Origin of the sequence: Streptomyces sp. NPDC016845, assembly GCF_044332585.1 — a bacterium.
Lineage (GTDB): Bacteria > Actinomycetota > Actinomycetes > Streptomycetales > Streptomycetaceae > Streptomyces.
Window position 1 is genome coordinate 416,206 of the sequence record NZ_JBIRPI010000004.1, and the last position, 22,908, is coordinate 439,113.

The 22,908-nt window shown below is 72.0% G+C and carries 21 protein-coding genes; 5 read left to right on the forward strand and 16 right to left on the reverse strand.

Annotation, left to right across the window (positions count from 1 at the left end):
* Window positions 1-30: 30 nt before the first annotated feature.
* Both ACH4RC_RS15080 and ACH4RC_RS15085 read right to left on the reverse strand, forming a co-directional pair.
* Window positions 31-753, reverse strand: a complete 723-nt coding sequence (locus ACH4RC_RS15080; RefSeq protein ID WP_398200068.1) for an alpha/beta fold hydrolase — start codon at window positions 751-753, stop codon at window positions 31-33.
* Between the two features lie 59 nt (window positions 754-812).
* Window positions 813-1,802 carry an alpha/beta hydrolase gene (locus ACH4RC_RS15085; protein ID WP_398200070.1) on the reverse strand — a complete coding sequence of 330 codons (990 nt, stop codon included), beginning with the start codon at window positions 1,800-1,802 and terminating at the stop codon, window positions 813-815.
* Between the two features lie 253 nt (window positions 1,803-2,055).
* Here ACH4RC_RS15085 and ACH4RC_RS15090 point away from each other — a divergent pair, with 253 nt between their 5' ends.
* Window positions 2,056-2,637, forward strand: a complete 582-nt coding sequence (locus tag ACH4RC_RS15090) for a Dps family protein (RefSeq protein WP_398200073.1) — start codon at window positions 2,056-2,058, stop codon at window positions 2,635-2,637.
* Between the two features lie 140 nt (window positions 2,638-2,777).
* Here the strand turns inward: ACH4RC_RS15090 and ACH4RC_RS15095 are convergent, their stop codons facing one another.
* The 6 genes from ACH4RC_RS15095 to ACH4RC_RS15120 form a co-directional block, all read right to left on the reverse strand.
* Complete coding sequence (locus tag ACH4RC_RS15095) at window positions 2,778-3,431, reverse strand: DUF5825 family protein (protein ID WP_398200076.1); 654 nt, start codon at window positions 3,429-3,431, stop codon at window positions 2,778-2,780.
* A gap of 40 nt (window positions 3,432-3,471) precedes the next feature.
* Window positions 3,472-5,394 (reverse strand): RiPP maturation radical SAM C-methyltransferase, encoded by a 1,923-nt coding sequence (locus tag ACH4RC_RS15100; RefSeq protein ID WP_398200079.1) that lies wholly within the window; start codon window positions 5,392-5,394, stop codon window positions 3,472-3,474.
* Between the two features lie 85 nt (window positions 5,395-5,479).
* Window positions 5,480-5,608: a hypothetical protein gene (locus ACH4RC_RS15105; RefSeq protein ID WP_256359348.1), complete on the reverse strand. Its 129-nt coding sequence runs from the start codon at window positions 5,606-5,608 to the stop codon at window positions 5,480-5,482.
* A 25-nt stretch (window positions 5,609-5,633) separates the two neighbouring features.
* Window positions 5,634-7,487 (reverse strand): alpha/beta hydrolase family protein, encoded by a 1,854-nt coding sequence (locus tag ACH4RC_RS15110; protein ID WP_398200082.1) that lies wholly within the window; start codon window positions 7,485-7,487, stop codon window positions 5,634-5,636.
* Entirely contained in the window at window positions 7,484-8,782 is a 1,299-nt protein-coding gene (locus ACH4RC_RS15115; protein WP_398200084.1) for an MFS transporter, read from the reverse strand. The genes ACH4RC_RS15110 and ACH4RC_RS15115 overlap by 4 nt, the downstream gene beginning before the upstream one ends.
* Window positions 8,783-9,229: 447 nt before the next feature.
* Window positions 9,230-10,450, reverse strand: coding sequence for a S8 family serine peptidase (locus ACH4RC_RS15120; RefSeq protein WP_398200087.1), 1,221 nt, complete (start codon window positions 10,448-10,450; stop codon window positions 9,230-9,232).
* 340 nt (window positions 10,451-10,790) lie between these two features.
* Between ACH4RC_RS15120 and ACH4RC_RS15125 the strand changes: the two genes are divergently transcribed.
* The 4 genes from ACH4RC_RS15125 (at window position 10,791) to ACH4RC_RS15140 (ending at window position 14,650) form a co-directional block, all read left to right on the forward strand.
* Entirely contained in the window at window positions 10,791-11,663 is an 873-nt protein-coding gene (locus ACH4RC_RS15125) for an ABC transporter substrate-binding protein (protein ID WP_398200089.1), read from the forward strand.
* Entirely contained in the window at window positions 11,660-12,541 is an 882-nt protein-coding gene (locus tag ACH4RC_RS15130) for an amino acid ABC transporter permease (protein WP_398200092.1), read from the forward strand. The genes ACH4RC_RS15125 and ACH4RC_RS15130 overlap by 4 nt, the downstream gene beginning before the upstream one ends.
* Window positions 12,538-13,287 carry an amino acid ABC transporter ATP-binding protein gene (locus ACH4RC_RS15135; protein ID WP_398200095.1) on the forward strand — a complete coding sequence of 250 codons (750 nt, stop codon included), beginning with the start codon at window positions 12,538-12,540 and terminating at the stop codon, window positions 13,285-13,287. The genes ACH4RC_RS15130 and ACH4RC_RS15135 overlap by 4 nt, the downstream gene beginning before the upstream one ends.
* 118 nt (window positions 13,288-13,405) lie before the next feature.
* Window positions 13,406-14,650 (forward strand): hypothetical protein, encoded by a 1,245-nt coding sequence (locus ACH4RC_RS15140; RefSeq protein ID WP_398200097.1) that lies wholly within the window; start codon window positions 13,406-13,408, stop codon window positions 14,648-14,650.
* A gap of 58 nt (window positions 14,651-14,708) precedes the next feature.
* Here the strand turns inward: ACH4RC_RS15140 and ACH4RC_RS15145 are convergent, their stop codons facing one another.
* From ACH4RC_RS15145 to ACH4RC_RS15180, 8 genes are all read right to left on the reverse strand, one after another.
* Window positions 14,709-15,455 (reverse strand): gamma-glutamyl-gamma-aminobutyrate hydrolase family protein, encoded by a 747-nt coding sequence (locus tag ACH4RC_RS15145; RefSeq protein ID WP_398200099.1) that lies wholly within the window; start codon window positions 15,453-15,455, stop codon window positions 14,709-14,711.
* Window positions 15,452-16,945, reverse strand: coding sequence for an aldehyde dehydrogenase (locus ACH4RC_RS15150; protein ID WP_398200101.1), 1,494 nt, complete (start codon window positions 16,943-16,945; stop codon window positions 15,452-15,454). The genes ACH4RC_RS15145 and ACH4RC_RS15150 overlap by 4 nt, the downstream gene beginning before the upstream one ends.
* Window positions 16,946-17,008: 63 nt before the next feature.
* Window positions 17,009-17,854, reverse strand: a complete 846-nt coding sequence (locus ACH4RC_RS15155) for a fumarylacetoacetate hydrolase family protein (protein ID WP_398200103.1) — start codon at window positions 17,852-17,854, stop codon at window positions 17,009-17,011.
* 25 nt (window positions 17,855-17,879) lie between these two features.
* Entirely contained in the window at window positions 17,880-18,806 is a 927-nt protein-coding gene (locus ACH4RC_RS15160) for a 3,4-dihydroxyphenylacetate 2,3-dioxygenase (RefSeq protein ID WP_398200105.1), read from the reverse strand.
* On the reverse strand, window positions 18,799-20,286 hold the full coding sequence (locus ACH4RC_RS15165; protein ID WP_398200108.1) for an aldehyde dehydrogenase: 1,488 nt from the start codon (window positions 20,284-20,286) through the stop codon (window positions 18,799-18,801). The genes ACH4RC_RS15160 and ACH4RC_RS15165 overlap by 8 nt, the downstream gene beginning before the upstream one ends.
* 41 nt (window positions 20,287-20,327) lie before the next feature.
* On the reverse strand, window positions 20,328-21,242 hold the full coding sequence (locus ACH4RC_RS15170; protein ID WP_398200111.1) for an acetoacetate decarboxylase family protein: 915 nt from the start codon (window positions 21,240-21,242) through the stop codon (window positions 20,328-20,330).
* Between the two features lie 10 nt (window positions 21,243-21,252).
* Entirely contained in the window at window positions 21,253-22,461 is a 1,209-nt protein-coding gene (locus ACH4RC_RS15175) for an NAD(P)/FAD-dependent oxidoreductase (RefSeq protein ID WP_398200114.1), read from the reverse strand.
* A gap of 3 nt (window positions 22,462-22,464) precedes the next feature.
* Window positions 22,465-22,653, reverse strand: a complete 189-nt coding sequence (locus ACH4RC_RS15180; RefSeq protein ID WP_398200117.1) for a ferredoxin — start codon at window positions 22,651-22,653, stop codon at window positions 22,465-22,467.
* Between the last annotated feature and the right edge of the window lie 255 nt (window positions 22,654-22,908).

The following is a 22,908-nucleotide window of genomic DNA, read 5'->3' on the forward strand; positions in this document are numbered from 1 at the left end:
GGGGCCCGGCCGCACGGCCGGGCCCGTACGTCAGCCGGTGGCGCGGACGGCGTCGAGGATGAGGCCCGCGACGTCCTTGGGGCGGGAGACGGCGACGGCGTGCGAGGCACCCTCCAGCTCGACGACGGTGGCCCCGGCGCGCTCGGCGCCGAACCGCTCGACCTCGGGGTTGATGGCCTGGTCAGCACCGGCGACCAGGGCCCAGGCGGGCTTGGTGTGCCAGGCGGCGGCGGTGGCCTTCTCCTCGAACGCGGCGGCGGCCAGCGGACGCTGGGCCACCGCGAGGACCTTGGTGACGTCGGCGGGAACGTCCGCCGCGAAGATCGCCGGGAACGCGTCGGCGGTGATGGTCACCTCGGTCGCGGGGGCGGCGCCGTCGACCGGGTACGTCGCCTCCTTCAAGTTGCTGACCAGCGGTGAGAGCGGGAAGCGCCCCTGCAGCTCGCCGAGGCTCTCGCCCTCTTCGAGGACGTAGGCGGCGACGTAGACGAGGCCGACGACGTTCTCCGCGGTACCGGCGACCGTGATCAGCGCGCCGCCGTAGGAGTGGCCCACGAGGACGACGGGGCCGTCGATCTGGGCGGCGACGGAGGCGATGTACGCGGCGTCCGAAGCCAGACCGCGCAGCGGGTTGGGCGGGGCGACGACGGCGACGCCCTGGCTCTGCAGTTCGGTGATGACGCCGGACCAGCCGGCGGCGTCGGCGAAGGCGCCGTGCACGAGGACGACGGTGGGGGTGGCTTCAGTGGCCATGATGCGGATGTCTCCTGGGAGAGCGTGGGAGGTCGAGGGTGCGAGCGCAGGGCGGCGCGTCAGCGCGCGTCGAGGGTGGTGCGCAGGGTGCGGACGGCCATGGTGATGGCGGCCTCGGCGGCGTGCGTGTCCCGCAGCGCGTTCAGCATCACGAAGTCGTGGATGACGCCCTGGAAGCGGACCGCGGTGACCGGCACCCCGGCCTGGCGCAGCTTGTTCGCGTACGCCTCGCCCTCGTCCCGCAGCACGTCGGCCTCGCCCGTGATGACCAGGGCCGGCGGCAGCCCGGCGAGCTGCTCGGTGGTGGCCCGCAGCGGCGACGCGGTGATCTGCGCGCGCTCGCTCTCGTCGGTCGTGTACTGGTCCCAGAACCACTGCATGCCGTCGCGGCGCAGGAAGTAGCCCTCCGCGAACTGGTGGTAGGAGCCGGTGTCGAAGCTCGCGTCGGTGACCGGGTAGAACAGCACCTGGCCGAGCAGGGGGACGTCGCCGCGCTCCTTGGCCATCAGCGTCAGGGCGGCGGTCATGTTGCCGCCGACCGAGTCACCGGCGACCGCGAGGCGCTGCCCGTCGAGGTGGTGCGAGGCGCCTTCGGTGACGACCCAGCGGGCCACCGCGTAGTTCTGCTCGATCGCCACGGGGTAGCGGGCCTCGGGCGAGAGGTCGTACTCGGGGAAGACCACGGCCGCGCCCACGCCCACGGCGAGTTCGCGCACCAGGCGGTCGTGGGTGTGCGCGTTGCCGAACACCCAGCCCGCGCCGTGGATGTAGAGGATCACCGGAAGCGTGCCGGAGACACCGGCGGGCCGCACGACGCGCGCCCGGACGCTGCCGGTGGGGCCGCCCTGGACGGTCACCCACTCCTCGTCCACCTCCAACAGCTCGACCGGCCCCGACTGCACCTCGTCGACCGCCTTGCGCCCCTCGGCGGGCGCCAGCTCGAACAGGTACGGAGGACGGGCCGTCGCCTCCGCGAACGCGGCCGCCGCCGGCTCGAGGACCGGAACGACGGGGGTGACCGGAGCGACCGGCTCGACAACATCCGACATGAGAACTCCTCAGCACTTCACTCGCACACACCGGACACTCCGGCGGCGATACCGAAAAGCTAGAAGGGGAGGCCGGGGGCGACTTGCCCGTCAGCGCACGACGTGTGACCTGACAGCGCACACACACGCGCCGAGTGCACTGGCAGACACATACGCATGCGCTCACCGGCAAGTCACCCCTTCTGCCCCCGCCTAACGTCACCGTCGTAGCACCGCGCGACAGAGCGCGGCACAGCACGACAGGAGACCGACCATGACCAGCAACTCCGAGCCCACGCACGGCAGTCAGCCGTGGCTGCACCAGAAGGGCGAGGTGATCCAGGAGTTCGGCACCGTCAAGCAGTTCCCCGTCGGCCTGTCCTACGAGGCCCGGATGTACGCCTGCCAGCGCCTCAACAAAGTCCTCGCGGACACGCAGATTCTGCACGGCCTCTACAAGAAGCACCACTGGCTGATGCGCGGCGCGACCTTCTACCAGCTGCACATCGTCCTGGACAAGCACGCCGGGGAACAGCTCGAACTCGTCGACACCCTCGCCGAGCGCGTGCAGTCCCTGGGCGGCGTCGCGATCGGCGACGCCCGCCACGTCGCCGAGATCACCTCGATCCCGCGGCCCCCGGACGGCGTGGAGGAAGTCCCCGCGATGCTGTCCCGCCTCCTCGAGGCCCACGAGACCATCCTGATCGACGCCCATGACGCCGCCGCACGCACCGCGGAACTCGGCGACGACGGCACCAACGACGTCCTGGTCTCCCAGATCATCAGAACCGGCGAACGCCAGGCATGGTTCCTCGCGGAGCACCTGGTCGACACCCCGCTCGTCCGCGCCCGGTGACTACTGTGCACTGACATCTCGATGGGGCTCGATGGGGCGTACGGAGGAGGGAGGACAGCCATGGCGGACGACTCGCACCGCCCTCCTTCCATCCCGCCGGCCAGGGCTTCCGCCTCGGCCATGATCGAGCCCCCGCTTCCTCAAATGGCGATCGACTGCTGCAGCCACCGGCTGACACGGTACGGCAGCCACCACGCGTACGGGCCCACGTCGAGGACGAGTTGCTCGGAGCGGAAGTCGGCCAGGGCGGCCGGGTCGACGGTGTCGGCGAGGGCGCCGTGGTCGAGCAGGCCGACGGCGATGTCGTACTCGGGTTCGTCGGCGGTGAAGCGGCGCAGCTCCCCCCAGCGACGGTCGCGGATCTGCAGGAACCCGGGGCCTTTGCGCCACAGGCACTTGCACAGGTAGTGACCGCGCCGCCACGAGCGCAGCGACTTCTCGGCGTCGGCGGGGCCGTGCAGAGCGGCGGGCGGCTGGAGGTGGCTGAGGCGGCGCCAGGTCTCGCCTTCGCCCGCGTCGAGGCGCAGCTCCCACTCGACCATGACCGCCCGCGCGGTCAGGTCCCGGACGAGGGAGAGTCCGTACACGGCGGCCGCCGGGTCCGTACCGGTGCCGAGATCGACCGGCGAGGGCAGCCGCACGCGGCGCGCGCCCAGCTCCCACAGGCGTTCGGCCTGGCCACGCGCGGGACCGGGCAGCGGGACCTCGCCGAGGGACATGCCGGGCAGCTCGCACGCGGCGGAGTCGTAGTCGCGCCAGGCCAGGAGCGTCGGCGCGGTGAGGGTGGCGGTCATCGTGCTCCTTCGAAGCGGGGCGGGGCGTGGCGTGGCGGAGTCAGGCCGGCTCGGGAACGGCGGCACCGTCAGGTGTCTCATGCTCTGTGTGGATGTGCCGCATGAAGTCCAGGCGCAGCAGGTCCTCGTTGACGGCGGCCGGGGCGATGTGGACGTACTGTCCCGCGTCGGCGAAGACGATGCCGAGGGCGAGCCAGGTGTCGAGGAGCCGCTGGACACCGTCCTCGTCGCGAGCCGCGTCGGGGACGCGCGCCGCGGCCTTGCGGGTGAGGGCCTGCACGCTGTGCGGCTGGTCGAGGAGGCGGAAGAGGGCGAGTTCGAAGGGGTCGGTCAGCTCCATGACGCGCCAGTCGAAGGTGCGGCGACGGCTGACCAGGACGATGCGGTCACCGTGGTCGTCATGGGTGAGACGGGCGTCGGTGTGGTGCTTCTTCCAGTCGGCGAGGGCGTCGTTCAGCGCGCTCACAGTGGGTTCACCGATGCCGCGCGCGGGCGCCTCGAAGACGTACGCCATGCCGTAGAGCTCTTCCTCGGGCAGGTCGTAGGTGAAGCGGTAGTGGGCCTCGGGGCGCAGACCGGTGAAGCCCAGCTCGGGGCGTTCGAAGTAGGGGCTGAACCGCTCGATGGCGATTCGCGCGGACAGGTCGACCGGCGGGTCCAGATGCTCCAGGGCGGGTATCTGGGCGATGACCGGGTCGTAGTCCTCGGCGCTCTCGCCGGGGAAGCCGTGCAGGTAGTTCCAGGCGACGGAGAGCCCCGTCTCGGCGCCGTCGCGCAGCATCCGTACGTTCTGGCAGCCGCTGACGCCCTTGTCCATCAGGTCGAGGACACGGCTGTTGAGGCTCTCGATGCCGGGTTGTACGTAGATGAGTCCGGCGTCGGCGAGTGTGCGCAGCTGGCCGCGCTTCATGTTGGCCTTGATCTCGATGTGCAGGCGCAGGTCGTAGCCGCTCTCGATGATCCGGGGCAGCACGGTGGTGAGGTAGCGCATGTCGAGGATGTTGTCGACGACATACATGTCGAGGACCCGGTGTCTGCGCGCCAGCTCCATTATCTCCTCGTAGAAGGTGTCGGGGCTCTTGGAGCGGAACTCCATGAACGAGCCGTTGAGCCCGCAGAAGGTGCAGTGGTGTTTCTCGCCCCACCAGCAGCCGCGCGCCCCCTCGACGACGAGTTTCGGCTCGACCCAGTTGCGTGCGACGGACGCGGCGAGCCGTTCGAAGTAGCCGCTGTAGTCGGGCGGCAGGATCGCGGCGGGCGGCAGCGGACGGGTGGCCATCGGGTTGGCGACACTCGCGCCGCTCGCGTCGCGGTGGCACAGGCCGGGGATGCCGTCCAGCGGGTTGCGGGCGGCGAGCGCGGTGAGGAGTTCGGGGAAGGCGGCCTCGCCCTCGCCCCGTACGACGTGGTCGACGAAGGGGAAGTTGCGGTGCACGGTGGCGCCCTGTTCGCCGTCGCAGTTGGCGCCGCCCATGACGGTCACGATGTGCGGGGCGAGTTCCTTGACGCGGCGCGCGGCGGCGAGCGCGGCGGTGTTCTGCTGGAAGGTGGAGGTGAACCCGACGACGTCCGGCTGCGCCGCCACGATCTGCCGGGCGATGTCCTCCACGAACTCCGGTGCTATGCGGTGCAGTTCACGGGTCATCTTCATACGCGCGGACTTGAGCTTGCCGGTCATCGTCGCGACGAACTCGTCCTCGCGCCAGGCCGGGTCGTCGTACAGGGCGGAGGAGAAGACCCAGTCGCCGCAGCCCATGAAGTAGGAGGAGAGTGCGTAGTACTCGTAGTCGTCGCCGGTGAACTCGGTGCGCTCGGTGATCCAGTCGGTGAACATGAGGTTGGCGTGCAGGACCTCGGCGGTGGCTCCGGGCACGCGCTCGTCCACGCTGCGTTTGAGGATGCCGAGGGCGAGGGACGGCAGGTCGATGGGCGACCAGGGCATGTTGACCAGCAGTACGCGCATGGGCGCTTCTCTCCTGACGTGGTGCGGGCGGGCGGCGGTGCGGGCCGGTCGGCCCCCGGGCCGCCCCGGGGCCGACCGGTGAGGATCAGTCCTCGACGGTGTCGTCGCCGTCCTCGGCGTTGCGGAACGGGACGGTGACCGTGATGCCGACGCTCGGCTTGCGGTTCGTCTCGTCCTCGGCCAGCGGGTCGTTGTGGATGACGTCCTTCTGCATGGGTTTCTCCTTCTTCTCTCGGTGTTCAGAATGTGACGGGATGGTGCACTGACCCCTCTCCGGGCGGAGCGGGGCGTCTGGGGGGTGGGGTGGTGCGGGGGGCACGGGCGGTGCGCCGGAGCGCGCGGTCGAGGAAGCGCATCGCGCGGCGCAGGACGGTCACGTGGTCGGCGCCGTCATAGCCGTCGTGCCCGGATTCGAGCCACAGGGTCTCGTGCGGGGCGCCGGCCGCGTCGAGGGCGGCGAGGTAGGAACGGACCTGTGCGGGTGGGCACTTGGTGTCGTGCGTGGCGGCGACGACCAGGAGCGGGTCGCGTACCCGGGCGGCGTAGCGGATCGGCGAGCTGTGCGCGTACGCCTGCGGCACCTGTGCGGGTGTGCCGCCGAAGAGCCGCTCGTCGAGGGCGCGGAGGGCGGGTGTGGCGGCGGCGTGTGCCGCCGCGTAGTCGGCCACGGGTTTGACGGCGACGCCCGCTCGCCAGAGCCCGGGGTGGGTGCCGAGGGCGAGGAGGACCAGGTAACCGCCCCAGGAGGTGCCCCAGAGTCCGGTGGCGTCCGGGCGGATCAGTCGGCGTGACACGAGGTCGGCGCGGACGGCGGCGAGGTCGGCGACCTGGGTGTGGCCGACGCCGTCCCCGAAGGCGCGCTGCCAACTCGGGCCGTAGCCGGTGGAGCCGCGGTAGTTGACGCGGGCCACGGCGAACCCTGAGGCCACCAGGGAGTGCACGGTGCCGTCGTAGGCGTCGCGGTCGTGGTCGGCGGGGCCGCCGTGGACGAGGAACACGCAAGGATGCGGTCCTGGCGCGGACTCCGGCAGGCTGAGCAACGTGTGCACAGGCCCGTCCGGTCCGGGTGTGCGTACGTCGCGCAGGGTGCCTGGTACGCGTCCCTCGACGGTGCCGAGCGGGGGCAGCGGTGTGCCGGCCGTGGACGTCATGCGGGGCGGGTGTGCGGTGTCGGTCCAGAGGGTGTGCAGGTCGCCGCCGGGGCGCGGGGCCGCGTCCAGGAGGGTGCCGGGCGGGGTCGGTACGGGGTCCAGGGCGCGGCGGGCGAAGTCGGCGCGGTGGAGCAGGGAGCGGCCGTACCGGTCCTGTCGGATCAGCGCGGCGTCGCCGTCCGGGTACCAGCGGGCGGTGAACTGGGTGTCCAGGGCGCACCAGTCGTGGGTGACGGTGCCGGTGGCTGCGGTCCAGGTGGCGAGGGTGTAGCGGTCCCCGCGCTCGCGGACGAGCAGCAGGGTGGGCTGGTCGTCCGGCGTGGGGCCGAAGCCGAGGGCCCACAGTCTGCCGTGCGGGCCGCCGCCGGACAGGGACGCGGCCTCGGTGCCGTCGGCGGTGAGGAGGGTGACGGCGCGGGGCGCGTCGGCGGTGCGGGCGAGGGCGAGGAGGCCGCCGCGCGGGGCGAGTCCGGCGAGCGAGGCGGGACCGTTCACACGTATCACCTCGCGTCCGGGGCCGCCGCGTGTGCCGATCCGGATGGTGGTGTGGTCCTCGAGTCCGATGCCGAGGGCCACCGTGGCGTCGGCGGTGACGGCGAGTCCGCGGGCCGTGCCCTCGGGAACACCGGTCAGACCGGGCCGGTCAGGGCCGCCGACGAACGGGTTGACGGGTGAGCCGTCGAACGGGCCGTCGAACGGCTGGAAGCGCCAGTGGCCGACGCCCCGCGCGTCCTCGGCGAACCACCACACGTGCGCGTCGGCGTCGATCGCACCGTGCAGGGTGCCGCCAGGACGGTCGGTGACACGGCGGGCGCGCCCTAGGGCGGCGTCCCAGGTGAAGACCTCGCAGCGGCCCTCGGCATCGGCGGTGAACACCATGCGCCGCGGGTCGGCGGCACACACCTCGGGCAGCGCGGCGCGGTACACCTGGAAGCGGCTCATGCCGTGGCCTCCGCGAGGGTGGCGCGCCGGGTGGTGTACACGGCGAGCAGGACGAGGAGGGCGGCACAACCCAGCGCGGGCGCCGCGGAGTTCACCTGCCCTGCGAACAGACCGGCCAGGACGGGGGCGAGCGCGGCGGTCGCGCCGGAGGCGGTGGCGATGACAGCGCCGACGCGCGCCTGCAGTTCGGGCTCGGTGGTCAGCAGGGCACGCGCCTGGAGGACGACGGCGGGCAGCGGCACGAGGAGACCGATCGCGCCGAGCAGCGCTCCGTACGCCCACGGCCCGTCGGCGAGGGCGAGAGCCGCGGTGAGCGGGGCGAGGAGCCAGGTGACGGCCGTGAGGGTGCGGGCGGCGCCGAGGCGGGCCGCGGCCTTGGGAGCGGCGAGGGATCCGGCCAGCCCCGCGGCGCCGGTGACGGCGAGGACGAGGCCGAGCGGGAGCGCGCCGCTGCCGGAACGTTCCAGCATGAACACCGCGGAGTAGTACAGCGTCGCTGCCACGCCGTTGACCAGCGCGATCCACGTCAGTACGAGGCGCAGCAACGGCCGCCGTCGCACCAGCCGCAACCCGGCGGCGGCAGCACGCCACAGCCCCTCGCCCGAGGGAGCCGCCGCGGCCTTCAGATCCGTACGCATGGCTCGTACACAGCCGGCGACGACGGCGTACGAGAGGGCGTCGGCCACGAAGGGCAGGGCGCGGAAGAGCTGGTACGCGGCTCCGCCGAGGGCCGGGCCCAGGATGAGCGCGCCCTGGTCGGCGGCGGCGAGCCGGGCCACGGCGCGCGGCTGGTCGTCGGGCGGGCAGACCAGCGCGATCGTGCCGCGCGACGCGGCGTCGTGGCACGCGGTGGCGAACCGTTCGACGAGGACGGCGGCCACGAGGTGAGGAAGCGTCAGGTGCCCGGCGAGCAGGGCCACGGCGATGGAGCCCATGGCCAGCGCGGCGACGGCGGCGGACCAGAACATGATCGTCTTACGCGCGCCGCGGTCGGCGGGGACCGCCGCGAGGGGCCCGAGCAGCAGGCCGGCGGCGAGCGAGAGCCCGGCGACGAGCCCCGCGGTCCGCGGCGAGTGGCCGAGGCCGAGGAGCAGCAGCGGGAGTACGGCGCCGGACGCCTGGGTGCCGAGCGCGTCGGCGGCGTTGGCCCACCAGAAGAGGCGGAAGTCCCGGGCGGATGCGTCGCGCCCGGAACCGGAAGCGCCTCGGCGGCCCCGGAACAGCCGGGGCCGCGGTAATTCGTCGCGGGGGTTCACCGCTCCCGCCTGCGTGGACGACTCCACGATCTCCCCCATTTTGATGAAGCAATCGTGCAGGTTGTGTAGAAAGCGAAAGCGAAACGAGCGGGATCGTAGCCAGCGCTTCGAGCCAGCTACAAGGTCGCGGAGCGGTTGGCTGGAAAGCGCGAGGGGGTGACGAGGGGGAGAGGGTCCGGGTTCGCGCCGAAGGGAGTGGCGTGTTCCGGTGTGGCGCTGTGGGGAAGGTGAGGTGTGAGCGACGGGTATGACGTGTGAGGCACGTCGTTGGTATGCGGATGGTCAAGGAATGTGCTGGCGAGAGTGGGCGAGGAGGAGCTCGGGCCGGACCGGCGGCACGGCCCGGGCCGGAGCTTTCTCGGCCGAAAGTGGCCAGTTCCCGCCGTACGGACGGCGCTGCGAGCGCACCGGCACGCGCACGGTCACGCGCACGACACCGAGATCTGCCCGACGGGACGCGGCATTGACCGCTGATGTCTCGTACGACTACGGCACGAGCCTCAGCAGCTTGTTGGGGGATCCCGTGCCGATTCCGGTCAGGACGTTGCCGGTGGCGCCGTTGACCAGGGCCGAGGAGACGGTCGCGGGGGTCGCCCCGGGGTGGGCCGTCAGGTAGAGCGCGGCCGCTCCTGAGACGTGCGGCGCGGCGAACGACGTGCCGTTGCCGGTGTAGGTCGCCGTGTCGGAGCCGTTCCAGCCGGCCGTGATGTTCGAGCCCGGGGCGAAGAGGTCCACCGTCGAGCCGTAGTTGGAGTAGCTCGCGCGGGCGTCCGTGCTCGTCGTCGCCCCGACGGTGAGCGCCGCCGGGACCCGGGCGGGTGAGTAGTTGGCGGCGGGCGCGCCGGAGTTGCCGGCGGCTATGGAGTAGGTGACGCCCGAGGCGATCGAGTTCTTCACCGCGGTGTCCAGGGCGGCGCTGGCCCCGCCACCGAGGGAGACGTTGGCGACGGAGTCGGCGACGTGGTGCGCGGTGATCCAGTCGACGCCCGCGATGACCCCGGCGGTCGTGCCGGAGCCGTCGTTGCCGAGGACCCGTACCGCGACGATCTTCGCCTTCTTGGCCACGCCGTAGGTGCTGCCCGCGGCGACGGTGGCGACGAAGGTGCCGTGACCGTAACCGTCCTGCGCGGTGGCGTCGTTGTCGACGAAGTCATAGCCGTACGAGGCCCGGCCCGCGAGGTCCTTGTGGGTGATGCGGACGCCGGTGTCGAGGACGTACACGGTCGAGCCGCCGCCCGCGGCGTCGGGGTAGTTGTAGGTGCCGTTCAGGGGGAGACTGGCCTGGTCGACGCGGTCCAGGCCCCAGGGCGCGCTGGTCTGGGTCCCCGTGGTGCGGACCCGCTGGTCCTGCTCGACCGACGCGACGTCGGGGTCGGCCGCGAGTCTGGCGGCCTCGGCGGCGGTGAGCGTGGCGGCGTAGCCGTTGAGCGCGGAGGTGAACGTCCGCTTGACCGTGCCGCCGTACTCCGAGACGAGGTCCTTGCCCCGCTCGGCGCTCGCCTTGAACCCGGCGCTCCTCTTGAGGGTGACGATGTAACTGCCGGGAACGGCCTGCGCGGAGTTGGCTCCGAGGACCGTGCCCGCCTGCCCGGCCGGCGCGGCCGCCTGCGCGGGAGGCACGGCAAGCGCTCCGGCCACCGCCGCCACCGCGGCCGTCGAGGCGAGGGACGCGGCGATCCGCCGCTTCGTCGTACGCACTGCTGCCATGAGAGGTGTCCTTTTCCGTGAAGTGCGGGGCGCGGCGCTCGGGTCGGCGCCGCAGAGCGACCATCCGCCTCCGGGAAGGTGTGCGTGAAGGGATTCCATGGACATGCCACATGTATGTCATGCGCGCACACAGCGGTGTCGCACCCGTGGCACGGCCGACACGGCACGTCACTCCCGTGACATCTTCCGCGACATCTTCCGCGACACCTGCGCGACGTGAAGACACCCGCGCGGGACGCGTCGACGGCCGCTTCACACACCCGCAACACCCGTTCCCACATAGCGGACTTCACGCCGTCCGACCTCGACAGGAAGGGCGTCGCGCTGACAGTCTCCCGGCATGCATTCCGTCCACCGCGCCGCGCGGCTCGCCGTCTGCTCCGCCCTCCTCCTCACCGCCGTCGCGGCCTGCGCCCCCGAGCCCGACAACAAGACCGGGGACACCCCCGCGACCGCCGCCTCGTGCGCTTCCGGCAAGCTCGCGACGGTGGCCTCGGGCAAGCTGACCGTCGGCACGGACAAGCCCGCCTACGCCCCCTGGTTCGAGGACGACGACCCGTCCAACGGGAAGGGCTTCGAGTCCGCGGTCGCCTACGCCGTGGCGGACCGCCTCGGCTACCCGAAGGGGCAAGTGGTGTGGCGGACCGTCCCGTTCAACAGCTCCTTCGCCCCTGGCGCCAAGAAGTTCGACTTCGACATCAACCAGGTGTCGATCAGTAACGAGCGCGAGAAAGCCGTCGCGTTCTCGTCCGGCTACTACGACGTCCGGCAGGCCGTCGTCGCCCTCAAGTCCTCCGAGGCCGCGGGCGCCAGGACCGTCGCCGACCTGAAGGGTGCGAAGCTGGGCGCCCAGGTGGGCACCACCAGCCTCGACTACATCAACGATGTGGTGAAGCCCAGCGAGAAGCCCGCCGTCTACCAGAAGAACGACTTCGCCAAATCCGCCCTGAAGAACGGCCAGGTGGACGCCATCGTCGTCGACCTGCCCACCGCCTTCTACATCACCGGGGCCGAGGTCACCGACGCGAAGGTGGTGGGCCAGTTCGAGAACGGCACCGGCACGCCCGAGCAGTTCGGTCTCGTCCTCGACCAGCAGTCCACCCTCACGTCGTGCGTCACGCGCGCGGTCGACGCACTCCGCAAGGACGGCACCCTCGCGGACCTGGAGAAGAAGTGGCTCTCCGAAGCCGTCGACGCCCCGGTGCTCAAGTGAACGTCGAGAAACAGCCGCTCACCGTCGAGGACACCTACGTCCCGTCCGCACGCCGCCTCGCGCGGGAACGCTACAAGCAGACCCGCGCCCGGCGCTCGGCCGGCCTGGCGGCGGCCAGCACCGTCCTGACGGTCGCGGCGCTGACCCTGATCGTGGTCGACTCCCCCGGCTGGGACCGCACGAAGGAGACGTTCTTCAGCGCCCACTACGCGCGCGTGGCGCTCCCCGACGTCCTGGAAGGGCTCTGGCTGAACCTGCGTCTGCTCGCGGTGTGCGGAGCATGCGTGCTCGTCCTCGGCCTGCTGCTCGCCCTCGCCCGCACCCTGCGCGGCCCCGTCTTCTTCCCGCTGCGCGCGCTGGCGACGGCGTACACGGACTTCTTCCGCGGACTGCCGCTCATCATCTGCCTGTTGCTGGTCATCTTCGGGGTTCCGGCGCTCCGCCTCCAGGGGGTGACGACGGACCCGGTCCTGCTCGGCGGGGCCGCGCTCGTCCTCACGTACTCCGCCTACGTGGCAGAGGTGTTCCGCGCCGGGATCGAAGCGGTCCATCCCTCCCAGCGGGCCGCGGCACGCTCCCTCGGCCTCACCAGCCGCCAGGCACTGCGGTACGTGGTCCTCCCCCAGGCGCTGCGCCGCGTCGTGCCGCCCCTCCTCAACGACCTGGTGTCGCTGCAGAAGGACACCGGGCTCGTCTCGATCGGCGGCGCCGTGGACGCCGTGTACGCGGCGCAGATCATCGCCGGCAAGGACTTCAACTACACGCCCTACGTCGTCGCCGGCCTCGCCTTCATCGCGCTGACCATCCCGATGACACGGTTCACGGACTGGGTGACGGCCCGGATGGACCGGCGCCGGGCACAAGGAGGACTCGTATGACCGGGCCGGTGCTGCGGATGGAGTCCGTGCGCAAGTCGTTCGGCACCACGGTGGTGCTGCGCGACGTGGATCTGGAGGTCGCCCCGCACACCGTGACCGCGCTGATCGGCGCCTCCGGCTCGGGCAAGTCGACGCTGCTGCGCTGCGCCAACCTCCTGGAGGAGATCGACGACGGCGCCATCTGGCTGGACGGCGAGGAGATCACCGACCCGCGGGCCGACGCCGACGCCGTGCGCCGCAGGATCGGCGTCGTCTTCCAGGCGTACAACCTCTTCCCGCACCTGACCGTCCTGCAGAACGTGACCCTCGCGCCGCGCCGGGTGCACGGGCTGACCCGCGAGGAGGCGGAGGAGCGCGGCATGGCGCTCCTCGAACGGCTTGGCCTCGGCGCAAAGGCCCAGGAGTACCCCGACCGGCTCAGCGGCGGCCAGCAGCAGCGCACCGCGATCGTGCGGGCGCTCGCCGTAAGCCCCCGCCTTCTGCTCCTCGACGAGATCACGGCGGCGCTCGATCCGGAACTGGTGGGCGAGGTCCTCGACGTCGTACGGGACGTGAAGGGAGAAGGCATGACCATGGTGCTCGCCACCCACGAGATGGCGTTCGCCCGCGAGATCGCCGACCAGGTGTGCTTCCTGGCGGACGGGGTCGTGCTCGAACGGGGCACTCCACAGGCCGTGTTCGAGGACGCGCGGCACGAACGCACCCGCCGGTTCCTGCGGCGGATCGTGGAGGCGGGCCGCCTCTGAACCACCCGTGACTCATGCCTGGAGTCCAGAACGCATGCCGCTCCGCCATCTGGGTGTGTTTCACGACCCCGGTATGCAAATCGGTTCATCCGGATGAGCCGTCACTTTTACTCGTCCCATGGCATACAGAGGTGAAGCCCGCAGACCTTCGCTGGGTGGCCCGCGACTCCCCCGGCGGACGGTCAGGGCACTGTCGGCGGTGGCGCTGCTCGCCGCGGCGGCGCTGCCGCAGGCGGTCTCCGTCGCGGCGCCGCCCGCTCCCCGGGCGACCGGGGCCGCGGACTCCCCGGAACGTCGCGCACCGCGTCTGCGGGCGGCCGGTCCGTTGCAACTGGAGAAGACGGTCACCCCCGACCCGCTCACCGTGGGCGACACGGCCGTCTACACACTCGTGGTGACCAACACCGGGGACCAAACGGCACACGACGTGACCGTCGCCGACACCCTCGACTCACACCTCGCCCTGGACGGAAAGGCACCGGACGGCTGCACCGTCGACGGCCCGGCCGTCACGTGTGGCGGCAGCGGCACCGACCTCGCGCCCGGCGCCTCCCACACGTACCGCATCCCGGTACGCGTCCGGTCGGACACCTCGGACGGCACGAACATCGTCAACGAGTCCACCGCCACCAGCAGCGACGCGCAGAGCGCCCAGGCCCGCACCATCACGATCGCCCAGACCCTCACCAACGTCGTGCTGGAGAAGTCCGGCCCGGCGCAGGTCAACGCGGACGGCACCTTCACCTACACCTTCACCGTCACCAACGAGGGTCCCTCGGACGCCGTCGACGTCACCGTCCAGGACAACACCGACACCCAGAAGTTCGACATCGTCGGGCTTCCCCCCGAGTGTCCGCCCAGCGGTGCCACCATCAGCTGCCCCCTGCACACCTTGAAGCCGGGCGAGACACATGTCTTCACCGTGACGGTGCACGCGCATGCCGATCTGGCGGACGGGACCGAGATCGTGAACTGCGCCGACGTGTACACCGGCAGCCGGGAGACCCAGACCGCGGACAACGACTCCTGTGTCACCACGACGGTGGACACGGATCCCACACCTACGCCGACCCCGACACCCACCGACACGGGCACACCCACCACCACCCCCACCGATACACCCACACCCACGCCCACCGGTTCGCCCACCCCGACACCGAACCCGACAGATTCACCGACTCCGCTCCCCACCGATGGCGCGCTCCCGTCGGCCTCGTCCGCTCCCGGCACACCGGACGACGGGGAACTCGCGGGCACCGGCACGCTCCGCGCGGGTCTGCTGGGCGGCGCCGCGCTGCTCCTCGCCGTGACCGGCGTCTGGCTCCTCCGTCTCGGCAAGACGGCGAGGAGGAGCAAGCACTGACCGCGTGGTCCTCGATACCGCTCCGGACCGTCCGGCGCGGCCGTGGGCCACGATCCGGTCAGCGTTCGTTCGCCGCGGCCCGTACCAGTGCGTCGAAGAGGCGCTGCTGGGCCGGGTCCTCGTGGGCGGTGTCCTCCGGGTGCCACTGCACGGCCACGAACAGTGCGCGGGTGTCGGCGAGTTCGACGCCCTCGACCGTGTCGTCGGCGGCGCGGGCGGTCACCCGGAGCCCCTCTCCCAAGCGGTCCACGTGCTGGTGGTGGTAGCAGGACGCCTCGATCTTGTCCGTCCCGGTGATCCGGGCCACCACCGAGCCGGGGGCCAGGGAGACGGACTGGCGGATGTGCCGGTGCTCGCGCCGGGGGCCGCCCATGTCCTGGTGCAGGGTGCCGCCCAGGGCGGTGTTGACCACCTGCATCCCGCGGCAGATGGCGAGCAGCGGGAGCCCGCCCGTCAGGGAGTGCCGGGCGGCTTCGAGGTCGAACGCGTCCTGTACGTCGTCGACGTCGTAGACCGCCTTGTGGGCCCTCTGCGCGCCGTAGCGGTGCGGGGCGAGGTCGCCGCCGCCGGGGAGCAGGACGCCGTCGAAGCGGGCGAGCCGGGCGGCGACGTCGTGCTCGGCCGGGTCGGCGGGGTGGACGCCGACCGGTTCGCCGCCCGCCCGCCACACGGCGTCGATCAGGGCGCGGGCGTTGGCCTCGGCCGCGCATCGCAGAGCGGAGGCGGTGGCGGCGAAGCGGGCGGGGACGGCGATGAGCGGGCGTGCGGTCCTGTGCGCGACCGGTCGCGGGTCGGCGGTCGTCACAGCTGGATCCAGGTCGTCTTCAGTTCCGTGTACTTGTCCACGGCGTGGGCGGACTTGTCGCGGCCGTTGCCCGACCGCTTCACGCCTCCGAAGGGGACGGTCAGGTCACCTTCCTCGTAGCAGTTGACCCACACCGTGCCCGCCTTCAACGCGCGCGAGACCTGGTGGGCCGTCGACAGGTCGGAGGTCCACAGGCCGGCGGCGAGGCCGTACTCGGTCCCGTTGGCCAGGGCGACGGCCTCGTCGAGGTCGTCGAAGGTGAGCACGGACAGCACCGGGCCGAAGATCTCTTCGCGTGCCAGGCGGCTGTCCGGGGCGACCTGGTCGAGGACGGTGGGTTCGAGGTAGACGCCGCCGGTCCCGGTGAGGGTGCGGGCGCCGCCGGTGCGCAGGCGGGCCCCGTCGTCGACGCCCGCGCGGACGTGGTCGAGCACGCGGGCCAGGTGCTGCTCGCCGACGAGAGCGCCCATCTCGGTGGTCGGGTCGAGGGGGTCGCCGACGAGCAGGGCGCGGGCACGGTCCACGACCGCCTCGGTGACCTGATCGGCGACGGAGGTGTGGATGAGCAGGCGGGAGGGGGCCGTGCACATCTCGCCCTGATTGAAGAAGATGCCCCAGGCGGCGGTGGCGGCGGCTTTCTCCAGGTCGGGGGCGTCGGGGAGGATGATGTTCGGTGATTTGCCGCCCAGTTCGAGCCAGACCCGTTTGAGGTTGGAGTCCGCCGCATAGCGCAGGAAGTGGCGGCCGACCGCGGTGGAGCCGGTGAAGGCGAGGACGTCGACGTCGGGGTGCAGGCCGAGGGCGCGTCCGGCCACCGGTCCGGTGCCGTTCACGACGTTCAGCACGCCGGGCGGCAGTCCGGACTCCAGAGCGATGCGGCCGAGGAGCAGGGCCGAAAGGGGCGCGTTCTCCGACGGTTTGAGGACCACGGTGCAGCCCGCGGCGAGCGCGGGGGCGATCTTCCAGCCGGCCAGCGTCAGCGGGAAGTTCCAGGGCACGACGGCGCCGACGACGCCGGTGGGTTCGCGGGTGACGAGGGCGAGGGTGTCGGGCGAGGTGTGCGGGGAGGTGTCGGTGAGCTTGTCGGCGAGCTGGCCGTACCAGCGGAAGGTGTCGATGACGGCGCGCAGTTCGATGTCGTGCGCGTCGGTGACGGGTTTGCCCATCTCCAGGCTTACTGCGAGCGCCAGTTCCGCCCGGTGTACGTCGAGGAGTTCGGCGATACGGAGGAGGAGCCGGCCCCGTTCGACGGGGGCCAGGCGGGGCCAGGGGCCGAGGTCGAAGGCGCGGCGCGCGGCGGCGACCGCCGCGTTCACCTCGGCCTCGCCGCCGTCGGCGACGGGCGCGAGAACCTGGCCGTCACGCGGCGAGAACACGGCGAACTCCCCGCCGTCGCCGGGCTCTTCACCGCCGTCGATCAGGTGCGCGCCGGGCGGCCGGAACTCCTTGGCCCGCTGGAGCCACGTACTGTGGGTGGGGGTGGTGGTCATGCGGACCTCCGGGCAGCGGAAGGCGGTGCGGGCGGGGTGCCCGCCCCGTCGGTGGGGCTGCGGTCAGCGCTTCGGCGGCCGGACACCGCGGAACTCCCAGTCGCCGCCGAGCGCGGTGGACAGCACTTCCTCGGACTCGGTCGGCTGGGCGCCGACGTCGGCACGGATCGCGGTGGGGCCGGTGACGATGTGGTTGGTGAGCCGTCCCAGGCCCTCGACCTCGACCTCGACGACGTCCCCGGGCCGTACCGGCCTGGAGTTCGCCGGGGTGCCGGAGAGCAGCACGTCACCGGGGTACAGGGTGATGGTGCGGGCGATGTCGGCGACGAGGTAGTGCATGTCCCACTTCATCTCGTCGGTCGAGCCGTCCTGGACGACCTCGCCGTTCACGTACGTACGCAGCCGTTTGCCCCGGAAGTCCCACTCCGTGACGAGGCCCGGGCCCAGCGGGCACAGGGTGTCCGAGCCCTTGACGCGGAGCATGGACCCGGCGTCGGTGTCGCGGAAGTCGTGCAGGCCGTAGTCGTTGGCGATGGTGTACCCCGCGATGTACGCGCCCGCGTCGGCCGGTGCGATGTTGCGCGCGTTCCTGCCGAGGACGATGGCGACCTCGCCCTCGTAGTTGAGCCACTTGCAGCCCTCGGGGCGGACGACGGCGCCCTGGTGGCTGTTGAGCGCGGAGGTCGGCTTGTGGAAGTAGGTGGGGGTGTCGGGCAGGGCGATCCCGAACTCGTCGACGCGGCTGCGGTGGTTGAGGTGGACGGCGACGACCTTCGAGGGGACGACGGGCGGCAGATGCCGGGCCTCCCCGGCCTTCACGCGGCGGCCGTCACCGGCGACGAGTTCGTCCCCGTCGACCGTCACCTGCACGGCGGCGCCGTCGAGGAGGACACGGCGGTACTCGGTCATGGCGGGGCCCTTCTAGGCGCGACGGTTAAGGAGACGTGGCGGGCTCGTGGGAGGCGCGGGCTCCGGTACCGGTCCAGCCGTTCGCCGGGCGGTCGAACCAGAGATGGACCTGGCCGGTGCCTATCGAGTTCTCGTACCGGCCGTACTGGCGGCCGGTGGCGGTACAGGCGTGACCGCCGAGGGCCCCCGCCATCATCAGGTAGTGGAAGAACTTCGCCTCGGGCCTGAACCTCCAGAAGGCGTCCATGGTGTCGAGCACCTTGTCGTGGCGGCCCTCCTTGAACCAGGCGATGCGTTCGAGGTCGGCCTCGCGCGCCTCGGCCGTGAAGATGTGCGCCGGGTCGCTGGCCTCGTGGTCGCGCAGTTCACGCAGGGGCCAGAAGGTGTGGGAGAGCGCGCCGGAGGCGATCAGCAGGACGCGGCGGCCGGGGGTGGCGGCGACGCCGTCGGCGAGCGCGCGGCCCAGGCGCAGGTGGTCCTCCATGTCACCGGTCTGGCAGACGCCGATGGTCACCCAGCGTCTGTCCGGCAGGCCCTCGCCGAGGTACTTCCACAGGTTGACGGTGGCGTAGTAGATCGGCAGGTACGTGTCGTCGATCGCGGTGATCCAGGTGCCGTGCCGGTCGGCGAACCGCTCGATGTTCTCGGCGAGTTCGGGGTCGCCGGGAAAGTCGTAGGGCATGCGGCACATGCCGCGCGGCAGCTCCTCCGAGGTGAACAGGCCCGCGCGGCGGCTCTGCGCGGTGACGACGAACTCGACGGTGGTCGCCCAGTGGGAGTCCAGGACGACCACGGTGTCGTAGTCGTCGCGCTCGAAGACGTCCGCGCGCAGTTCCTGGAGCCCGGTGACGAGGGTGATCTCCTTGCCCTCGTTCAGCTCCAAGCGGGTCTCCTTCGGCAGTACGACGGTGGGGACGTGGGCGAGCAGCCCCGCCCCGACGATCTCACCCATGGCCCTGCCATCCCTTCGGCGCGGTGACGGTGTTCTTGAGGTCGCAGAAGAAGTCGAAGCTCCAGGTGCCGCCCTCGCGTCCGACGCCGGACCGGCGTGAGCCGCCGAAGGGTGCCTGGAGGTCGCGGACGAAGAAGCAGTTGACCCAGACGGTGCCCGCGACGAGCCGCGCGGTGACGCGGTCGGCCCGCGCGGGGTCGCCGGTGGCGAGGGTGGCGGCCAGGCCGAACCGGGTGCCGTTGGCCAGCCGGACGGCTTCGTTCTCGTCGCGGAAGGTCTGCAGGGTCAGGACCGGGCCGAAGACCTCCTCCTGCACGATCTCGGCGTCCTGGTCCACGTCTGTGAGGAGGGTCGGGGCGTAGTACCGCTCCGCCACCCGATGGCCGCCGACGACCGCGCGGGCACCGGCGGCGACCGCCCGCCGCACGAAGCCGTCGATCTTCTCCAGCTGGCGGGGGTGGATGGTCGGCCCGAGGTCGGTGGAGTCGTCACGCGGGTCGCCCTGCCGGAGCCGTCGCGCCTTGTCGGTGAAGCGGCGGACGAACTCTTCGGCGATCGGTTCCTCCACGAGGACGCGGGTCGCGGCGAGGCAGACCTGGCCCGCGTTGTCGTACTGCTCCACGGCGAGATCGACGGCCAGGCCGAGATCGGCGTCGGCGAAGACGAGGAGGGGTGATTTACCGCCGAGCTCGAAACTGGTCGGCGTCAGCTGCGGCGCGGCCGAGGCGGCGATGCGGCGGGCCGTGGGCACCGATCCGGTGAAGCTGATGCGGCGCACGTCGGGGTGGGCGGTCAGCGCGTCGCCGATCTCCGAGCCGTAGCCCTGTACGACGTTGAGGACGCCGGCGGGCAGTCCGGCGTGGGCCGCGACGTCGGCGAGCAGCGAAGCGGTCAGCGGGGTCCACTCTGCGGGCTTGAGGACGACGGTGTTGCCGGCGGCGAGCGCCGGGGCGACCTTCCACGACTCCAGCATCAGCGGCGCGTTCCACGGCGTGATCAGCGCGCAGGGGCCCGCCGGGTCCCAGGTGACGTGATTGGTGTGGCCCCGGGTCTCGAAGTCCGCGTGGCCGAGGGTGAGCAGCCGGTCGGCGAAGAAGCGGAAGTTGTGCGCCACGCGCGGCATGACACCACGGCGGTGCGAACGCAGCAGTGCACCGTTGTCGGTCGTCTCGACGATGGCGAGCTCCTCGACGCGCTTGTCGACCCCGTCGGCGATGGCCCGCAGAACACGGGCGCGCTCTTCGCGCGGGGTGGCGGCCCAGCCGGGAAAGGCGGCCGTGGCGGCGGCGACGGCCGCGTCGGCCTCGGCGGGGGTGCCGCGCGCGATCTCGCCCAGGGTGGTGCCGTCGATGGGCGACACGTCGGTGAAGGTCCCGGCGGAGGCGACCCGCTCGCCACCGATCCAGTGACGGGTGTCGACGGCGACCCCGGCGACCTGGGCGACCCCGGCGACGGTGATCGTGTGCTCGGACTCGGGCATGCGTCGGGCCTCCTGACGGTGGCGGTGTCGGCGCGCGGGCATCATTCGGCTCCGGACGTGTCGGACTCCAGCAGCCGACCGCCGTCCCAGACGACGCCGACCTGGCGGTAGTACGCGGCGATGGGTTCGCGGATCTCCAGGCGGGCCAGCTCCTCGGTGGGCGCCTCGAAGAGCCGCAACTCGGCCTCGCCGGTCCAAGGCCGACCGCCTTCGAAGGAGGCGGCGCCGGTCTCGATCAGTTCGTCGAGGGCCAGGCCCTTGCCGGTCTCGATCGAGGGCAGCCAACGGTGGTGGGCCATCGGGTGGGCGTTGACGAATCCGTTGGTTCCGCACGGCTCGCGCAGCGTGACGGCCACCTGCGCCAGTCGCCGGTCGGCGGCGGCGAGCGTGGCGCCGAAACGGGCGCCCGCCTCGATGCGCGGCGCGGGCCCGTAGGGGTGCGGGCGGGTCTGGTGGATGGAGCCGAGCTTCTTCGGATAGCCCTGGTGCAGCCCGCGGGCGATGGCGAAGTCCTTGTCGACCCAGATGTACACGCAGCGGGTGAAGATCCGGCCCCGGTACCGGCAGCGTACGACCGCGAAGGCCTCCTTGTACTGGGCGAGCACCGGGTCGAGCAGTTCGCGGCCGTCGGCGGAGCAGGACTGCCAGTCGGCCCAGACAAGCGCGACCGCGCCCGGGTCCTCGTCCACCAACTCCAGTGGTGCGGGCAGCAGTTCGCGCACGCGCGCCGGGTCGGTGCGGTACTCGACGGTCAGCAGATCGCCGGAGTAGCGCCAGGGCGGCGACGGGATAAGGGACGAGGCCCCCGTGGCCGTCTTGGGATGAAAGTACCCTCGGACGCCCTGGCCATCGCGGACGCCACGGGCGCCAGGCGCAATACGGGCACCACGGCCTCCGGTGTCTCCGGGGCCTCCGGTGTCTCCGGTGTCTTCAGGGACGCCACGGACGTCGGTCATCTGATCCTCCTCAGGCTGTGGGGACGGGTGGCTCGAGGAGTTCGGCGCGGTAGCGGGCGGCCGCCGCCGTCGCGCCCTGGCCTCCGAGAGCGACGACGCCGACGAGCCGCCCCGCCCGGTGGTAGCCGACCACCGGGTCCCCGTCGAGGTCGCCGCCCAGGACGCGCATGTCGTCCTTGCCGAGGACCGGTGCGCCGAAGGACTGGATCCTGAAGTCGTGCTGATCGCTCCAGAACGTGGGCAGCGGAGCGAACGGCGCGAGGTCCGCCCCCGCACCGGACAGGTGAGCCGCGAGCACCTTGGCGGCGTGCTTGGCGGTGTCCGTGGGGATCGACCAGTGCTCGACGCGGCGGGGCACCCCGTCGTAACGGGCGTTGGGAAAACGGGCGACATCGCCGACGGCGACCACGTCCGGGCGGCCGCCCACACGCAGGTGCTCGTCGGTGCGTACGCCGTCGGTCAGATCGAGGCCGTTGCCGTCGAGCCACTCGGTGTTGGCGACGGAGCCCACCGATTCGACCACCACGTCGGCCCCGAGGACGGCCCCGTCCGCCAGGAGTACGCCGGTGACACGGCCGTCCCCGTCGAACCCGGCCACGCCGGTGCCGAGGACGAAACGGACGCCGCGTCGTTCATGGCGCGCCCGCAGTGCACGGGCGAGCGGTTCGCCCAGCGGCCCGACCATGGGCAGCGGAAGCGGGTCGACGACGGTGACCTCGGCAGCCCCGAGCGTCACAGCGGTGGCGGCGACCTCACAGCCGATGAACCCGGCGCCGACCACGACGACGCGCGCCCCCGGCCGGGTCAGGGCGGTGCGCAGCCGCTGGGCGTCGTCCACGGTGCGCACGGTGTGCCGTCCGGCGGCGGGCCCGGGGCAGCGCAGCCTGCGCGGCCGCATCCCGGTGGCCACGACGAGACCGCTGTACGCGAGCGTCCTGCCGTCGGAGAGTTCGACGGTCTGTCGATCGAGCTCCGCCCGTACGGCCCGGGTGCCCAGGCGCCACTCGACGTCGGCCACGCTGGCGCGGGGCCGGAAGGCGAGGGAGTCGAACGACGCCGTCCCCGCGAGGACCTCCTTGGAGAGGGGCGGCCGGTTGTAGGGCATGTGGGGTTCGTCGCCGACGAGTGTGACCGGCCCGCGCCAGGCCGCGGCGCGCAGCTGCTCGGCGGCGCGCAGTCCGGCAAGGGAGGCGCCGACCACCACCACGGGTGCGCTCACGGGTCACTCCTCGATCCGGATGGCTTGGAGGGGGCACACGTCGGCGGCTTCCTCGACCTCGTCGCGCAGCGCGTCGTCCGCGTCCGCGACGTACGCCAGGTGGCCGGCGTCGTCGAACCCGAAGATGTCCGGGGCGGCGAAGACGCACTGGCCGTGGTCCTGGCACTTGTTCATGTCGACGACGACCTTCATGGGCCTGTCCTCCTGGGACTGCGCGGATCGCGGATCGCATGGTTGCGCGGATGGGCCGGGCTCCGGCGCGTGGAGGGAAGCGGGCACGCCGACCCCAACTCGTTTGGTTCCAAACAACATAGGAAGCAATCGGGTGCCGGTCAATGGCTCACCGACCTCCGAACTGGGCAGCGTGAGCGCCGAATGCGCCGGTCTCGGGCGCGGTGGGCGTTCTTGGACGGGTACACAGTGCGGGTCCGGCCACGCGCCGCGCGT

Excerpts from the sequence above, each read along its gene's own strand:
- ACH4RC_RS15080 (WP_398200068.1), bottom strand. The coding sequence starts at position 753 with ATGGCCACTGAAGCCACCCCCACCGTCGTCCTCGTGCACGGCGCCTTC.
- ACH4RC_RS15085 (WP_398200070.1), bottom strand. The coding sequence starts at position 1,802 with ATGTCGGATGTTGTCGAGCCGGTCGCTCCGGTCACCCCCGTCGTTCCG.
- ACH4RC_RS15090 (WP_398200073.1), top strand. The coding sequence starts at position 2,056 with ATGACCAGCAACTCCGAGCCCACGCACGGCAGTCAGCCGTGGCTGCAC.
- ACH4RC_RS15095 (WP_398200076.1), bottom strand. The coding sequence starts at position 3,431 with ATGACCGCCACCCTCACCGCGCCGACGCTCCTGGCCTGGCGCGACTAC.
- ACH4RC_RS15100 (WP_398200079.1), bottom strand. The coding sequence starts at position 5,394 with ATGCGCGTACTGCTGGTCAACATGCCCTGGTCGCCCATCGACCTGCCG.
- ACH4RC_RS15105 (WP_256359348.1), bottom strand. The coding sequence starts at position 5,608 with ATGCAGAAGGACGTCATCCACAACGACCCGCTGGCCGAGGACGAGACG.
- ACH4RC_RS15110 (WP_398200082.1), bottom strand. The coding sequence starts at position 7,487 with ATGAGCCGCTTCCAGGTGTACCGCGCCGCGCTGCCCGAGGTGTGTGCC.
- ACH4RC_RS15115 (WP_398200084.1), bottom strand. The coding sequence starts at position 8,782 with ATGGGGGAGATCGTGGAGTCGTCCACGCAGGCGGGAGCGGTGAACCCC.
- ACH4RC_RS15120 (WP_398200087.1), bottom strand. The coding sequence starts at position 10,450 with ATGGCAGCAGTGCGTACGACGAAGCGGCGGATCGCCGCGTCCCTCGCC.
- ACH4RC_RS15125 (WP_398200089.1), top strand. The coding sequence starts at position 10,791 with ATGCATTCCGTCCACCGCGCCGCGCGGCTCGCCGTCTGCTCCGCCCTC.
- ACH4RC_RS15135 (WP_398200095.1), top strand. The coding sequence starts at position 12,538 with ATGACCGGGCCGGTGCTGCGGATGGAGTCCGTGCGCAAGTCGTTCGGC.
- ACH4RC_RS15140 (WP_398200097.1), top strand. The coding sequence starts at position 13,406 with ATGGCATACAGAGGTGAAGCCCGCAGACCTTCGCTGGGTGGCCCGCGA.
- ACH4RC_RS15150 (WP_398200101.1), bottom strand. The coding sequence starts at position 16,945 with ATGACCACCACCCCCACCCACAGTACGTGGCTCCAGCGGGCCAAGGAG.
- ACH4RC_RS15155 (WP_398200103.1), bottom strand. The coding sequence starts at position 17,854 with ATGACCGAGTACCGCCGTGTCCTCCTCGACGGCGCCGCCGTGCAGGTG.
- ACH4RC_RS15160 (WP_398200105.1), bottom strand. The coding sequence starts at position 18,806 with ATGGGTGAGATCGTCGGGGCGGGGCTGCTCGCCCACGTCCCCACCGTC.
- ACH4RC_RS15165 (WP_398200108.1), bottom strand. The coding sequence starts at position 20,286 with ATGCCCGAGTCCGAGCACACGATCACCGTCGCCGGGGTCGCCCAGGTC.
- ACH4RC_RS15170 (WP_398200111.1), bottom strand. The coding sequence starts at position 21,242 with ATGACCGACGTCCGTGGCGTCCCTGAAGACACCGGAGACACCGGAGGC.
- ACH4RC_RS15180 (WP_398200117.1), bottom strand. The coding sequence starts at position 22,653 with ATGAAGGTCGTCGTCGACATGAACAAGTGCCAGGACCACGGCCAGTGC.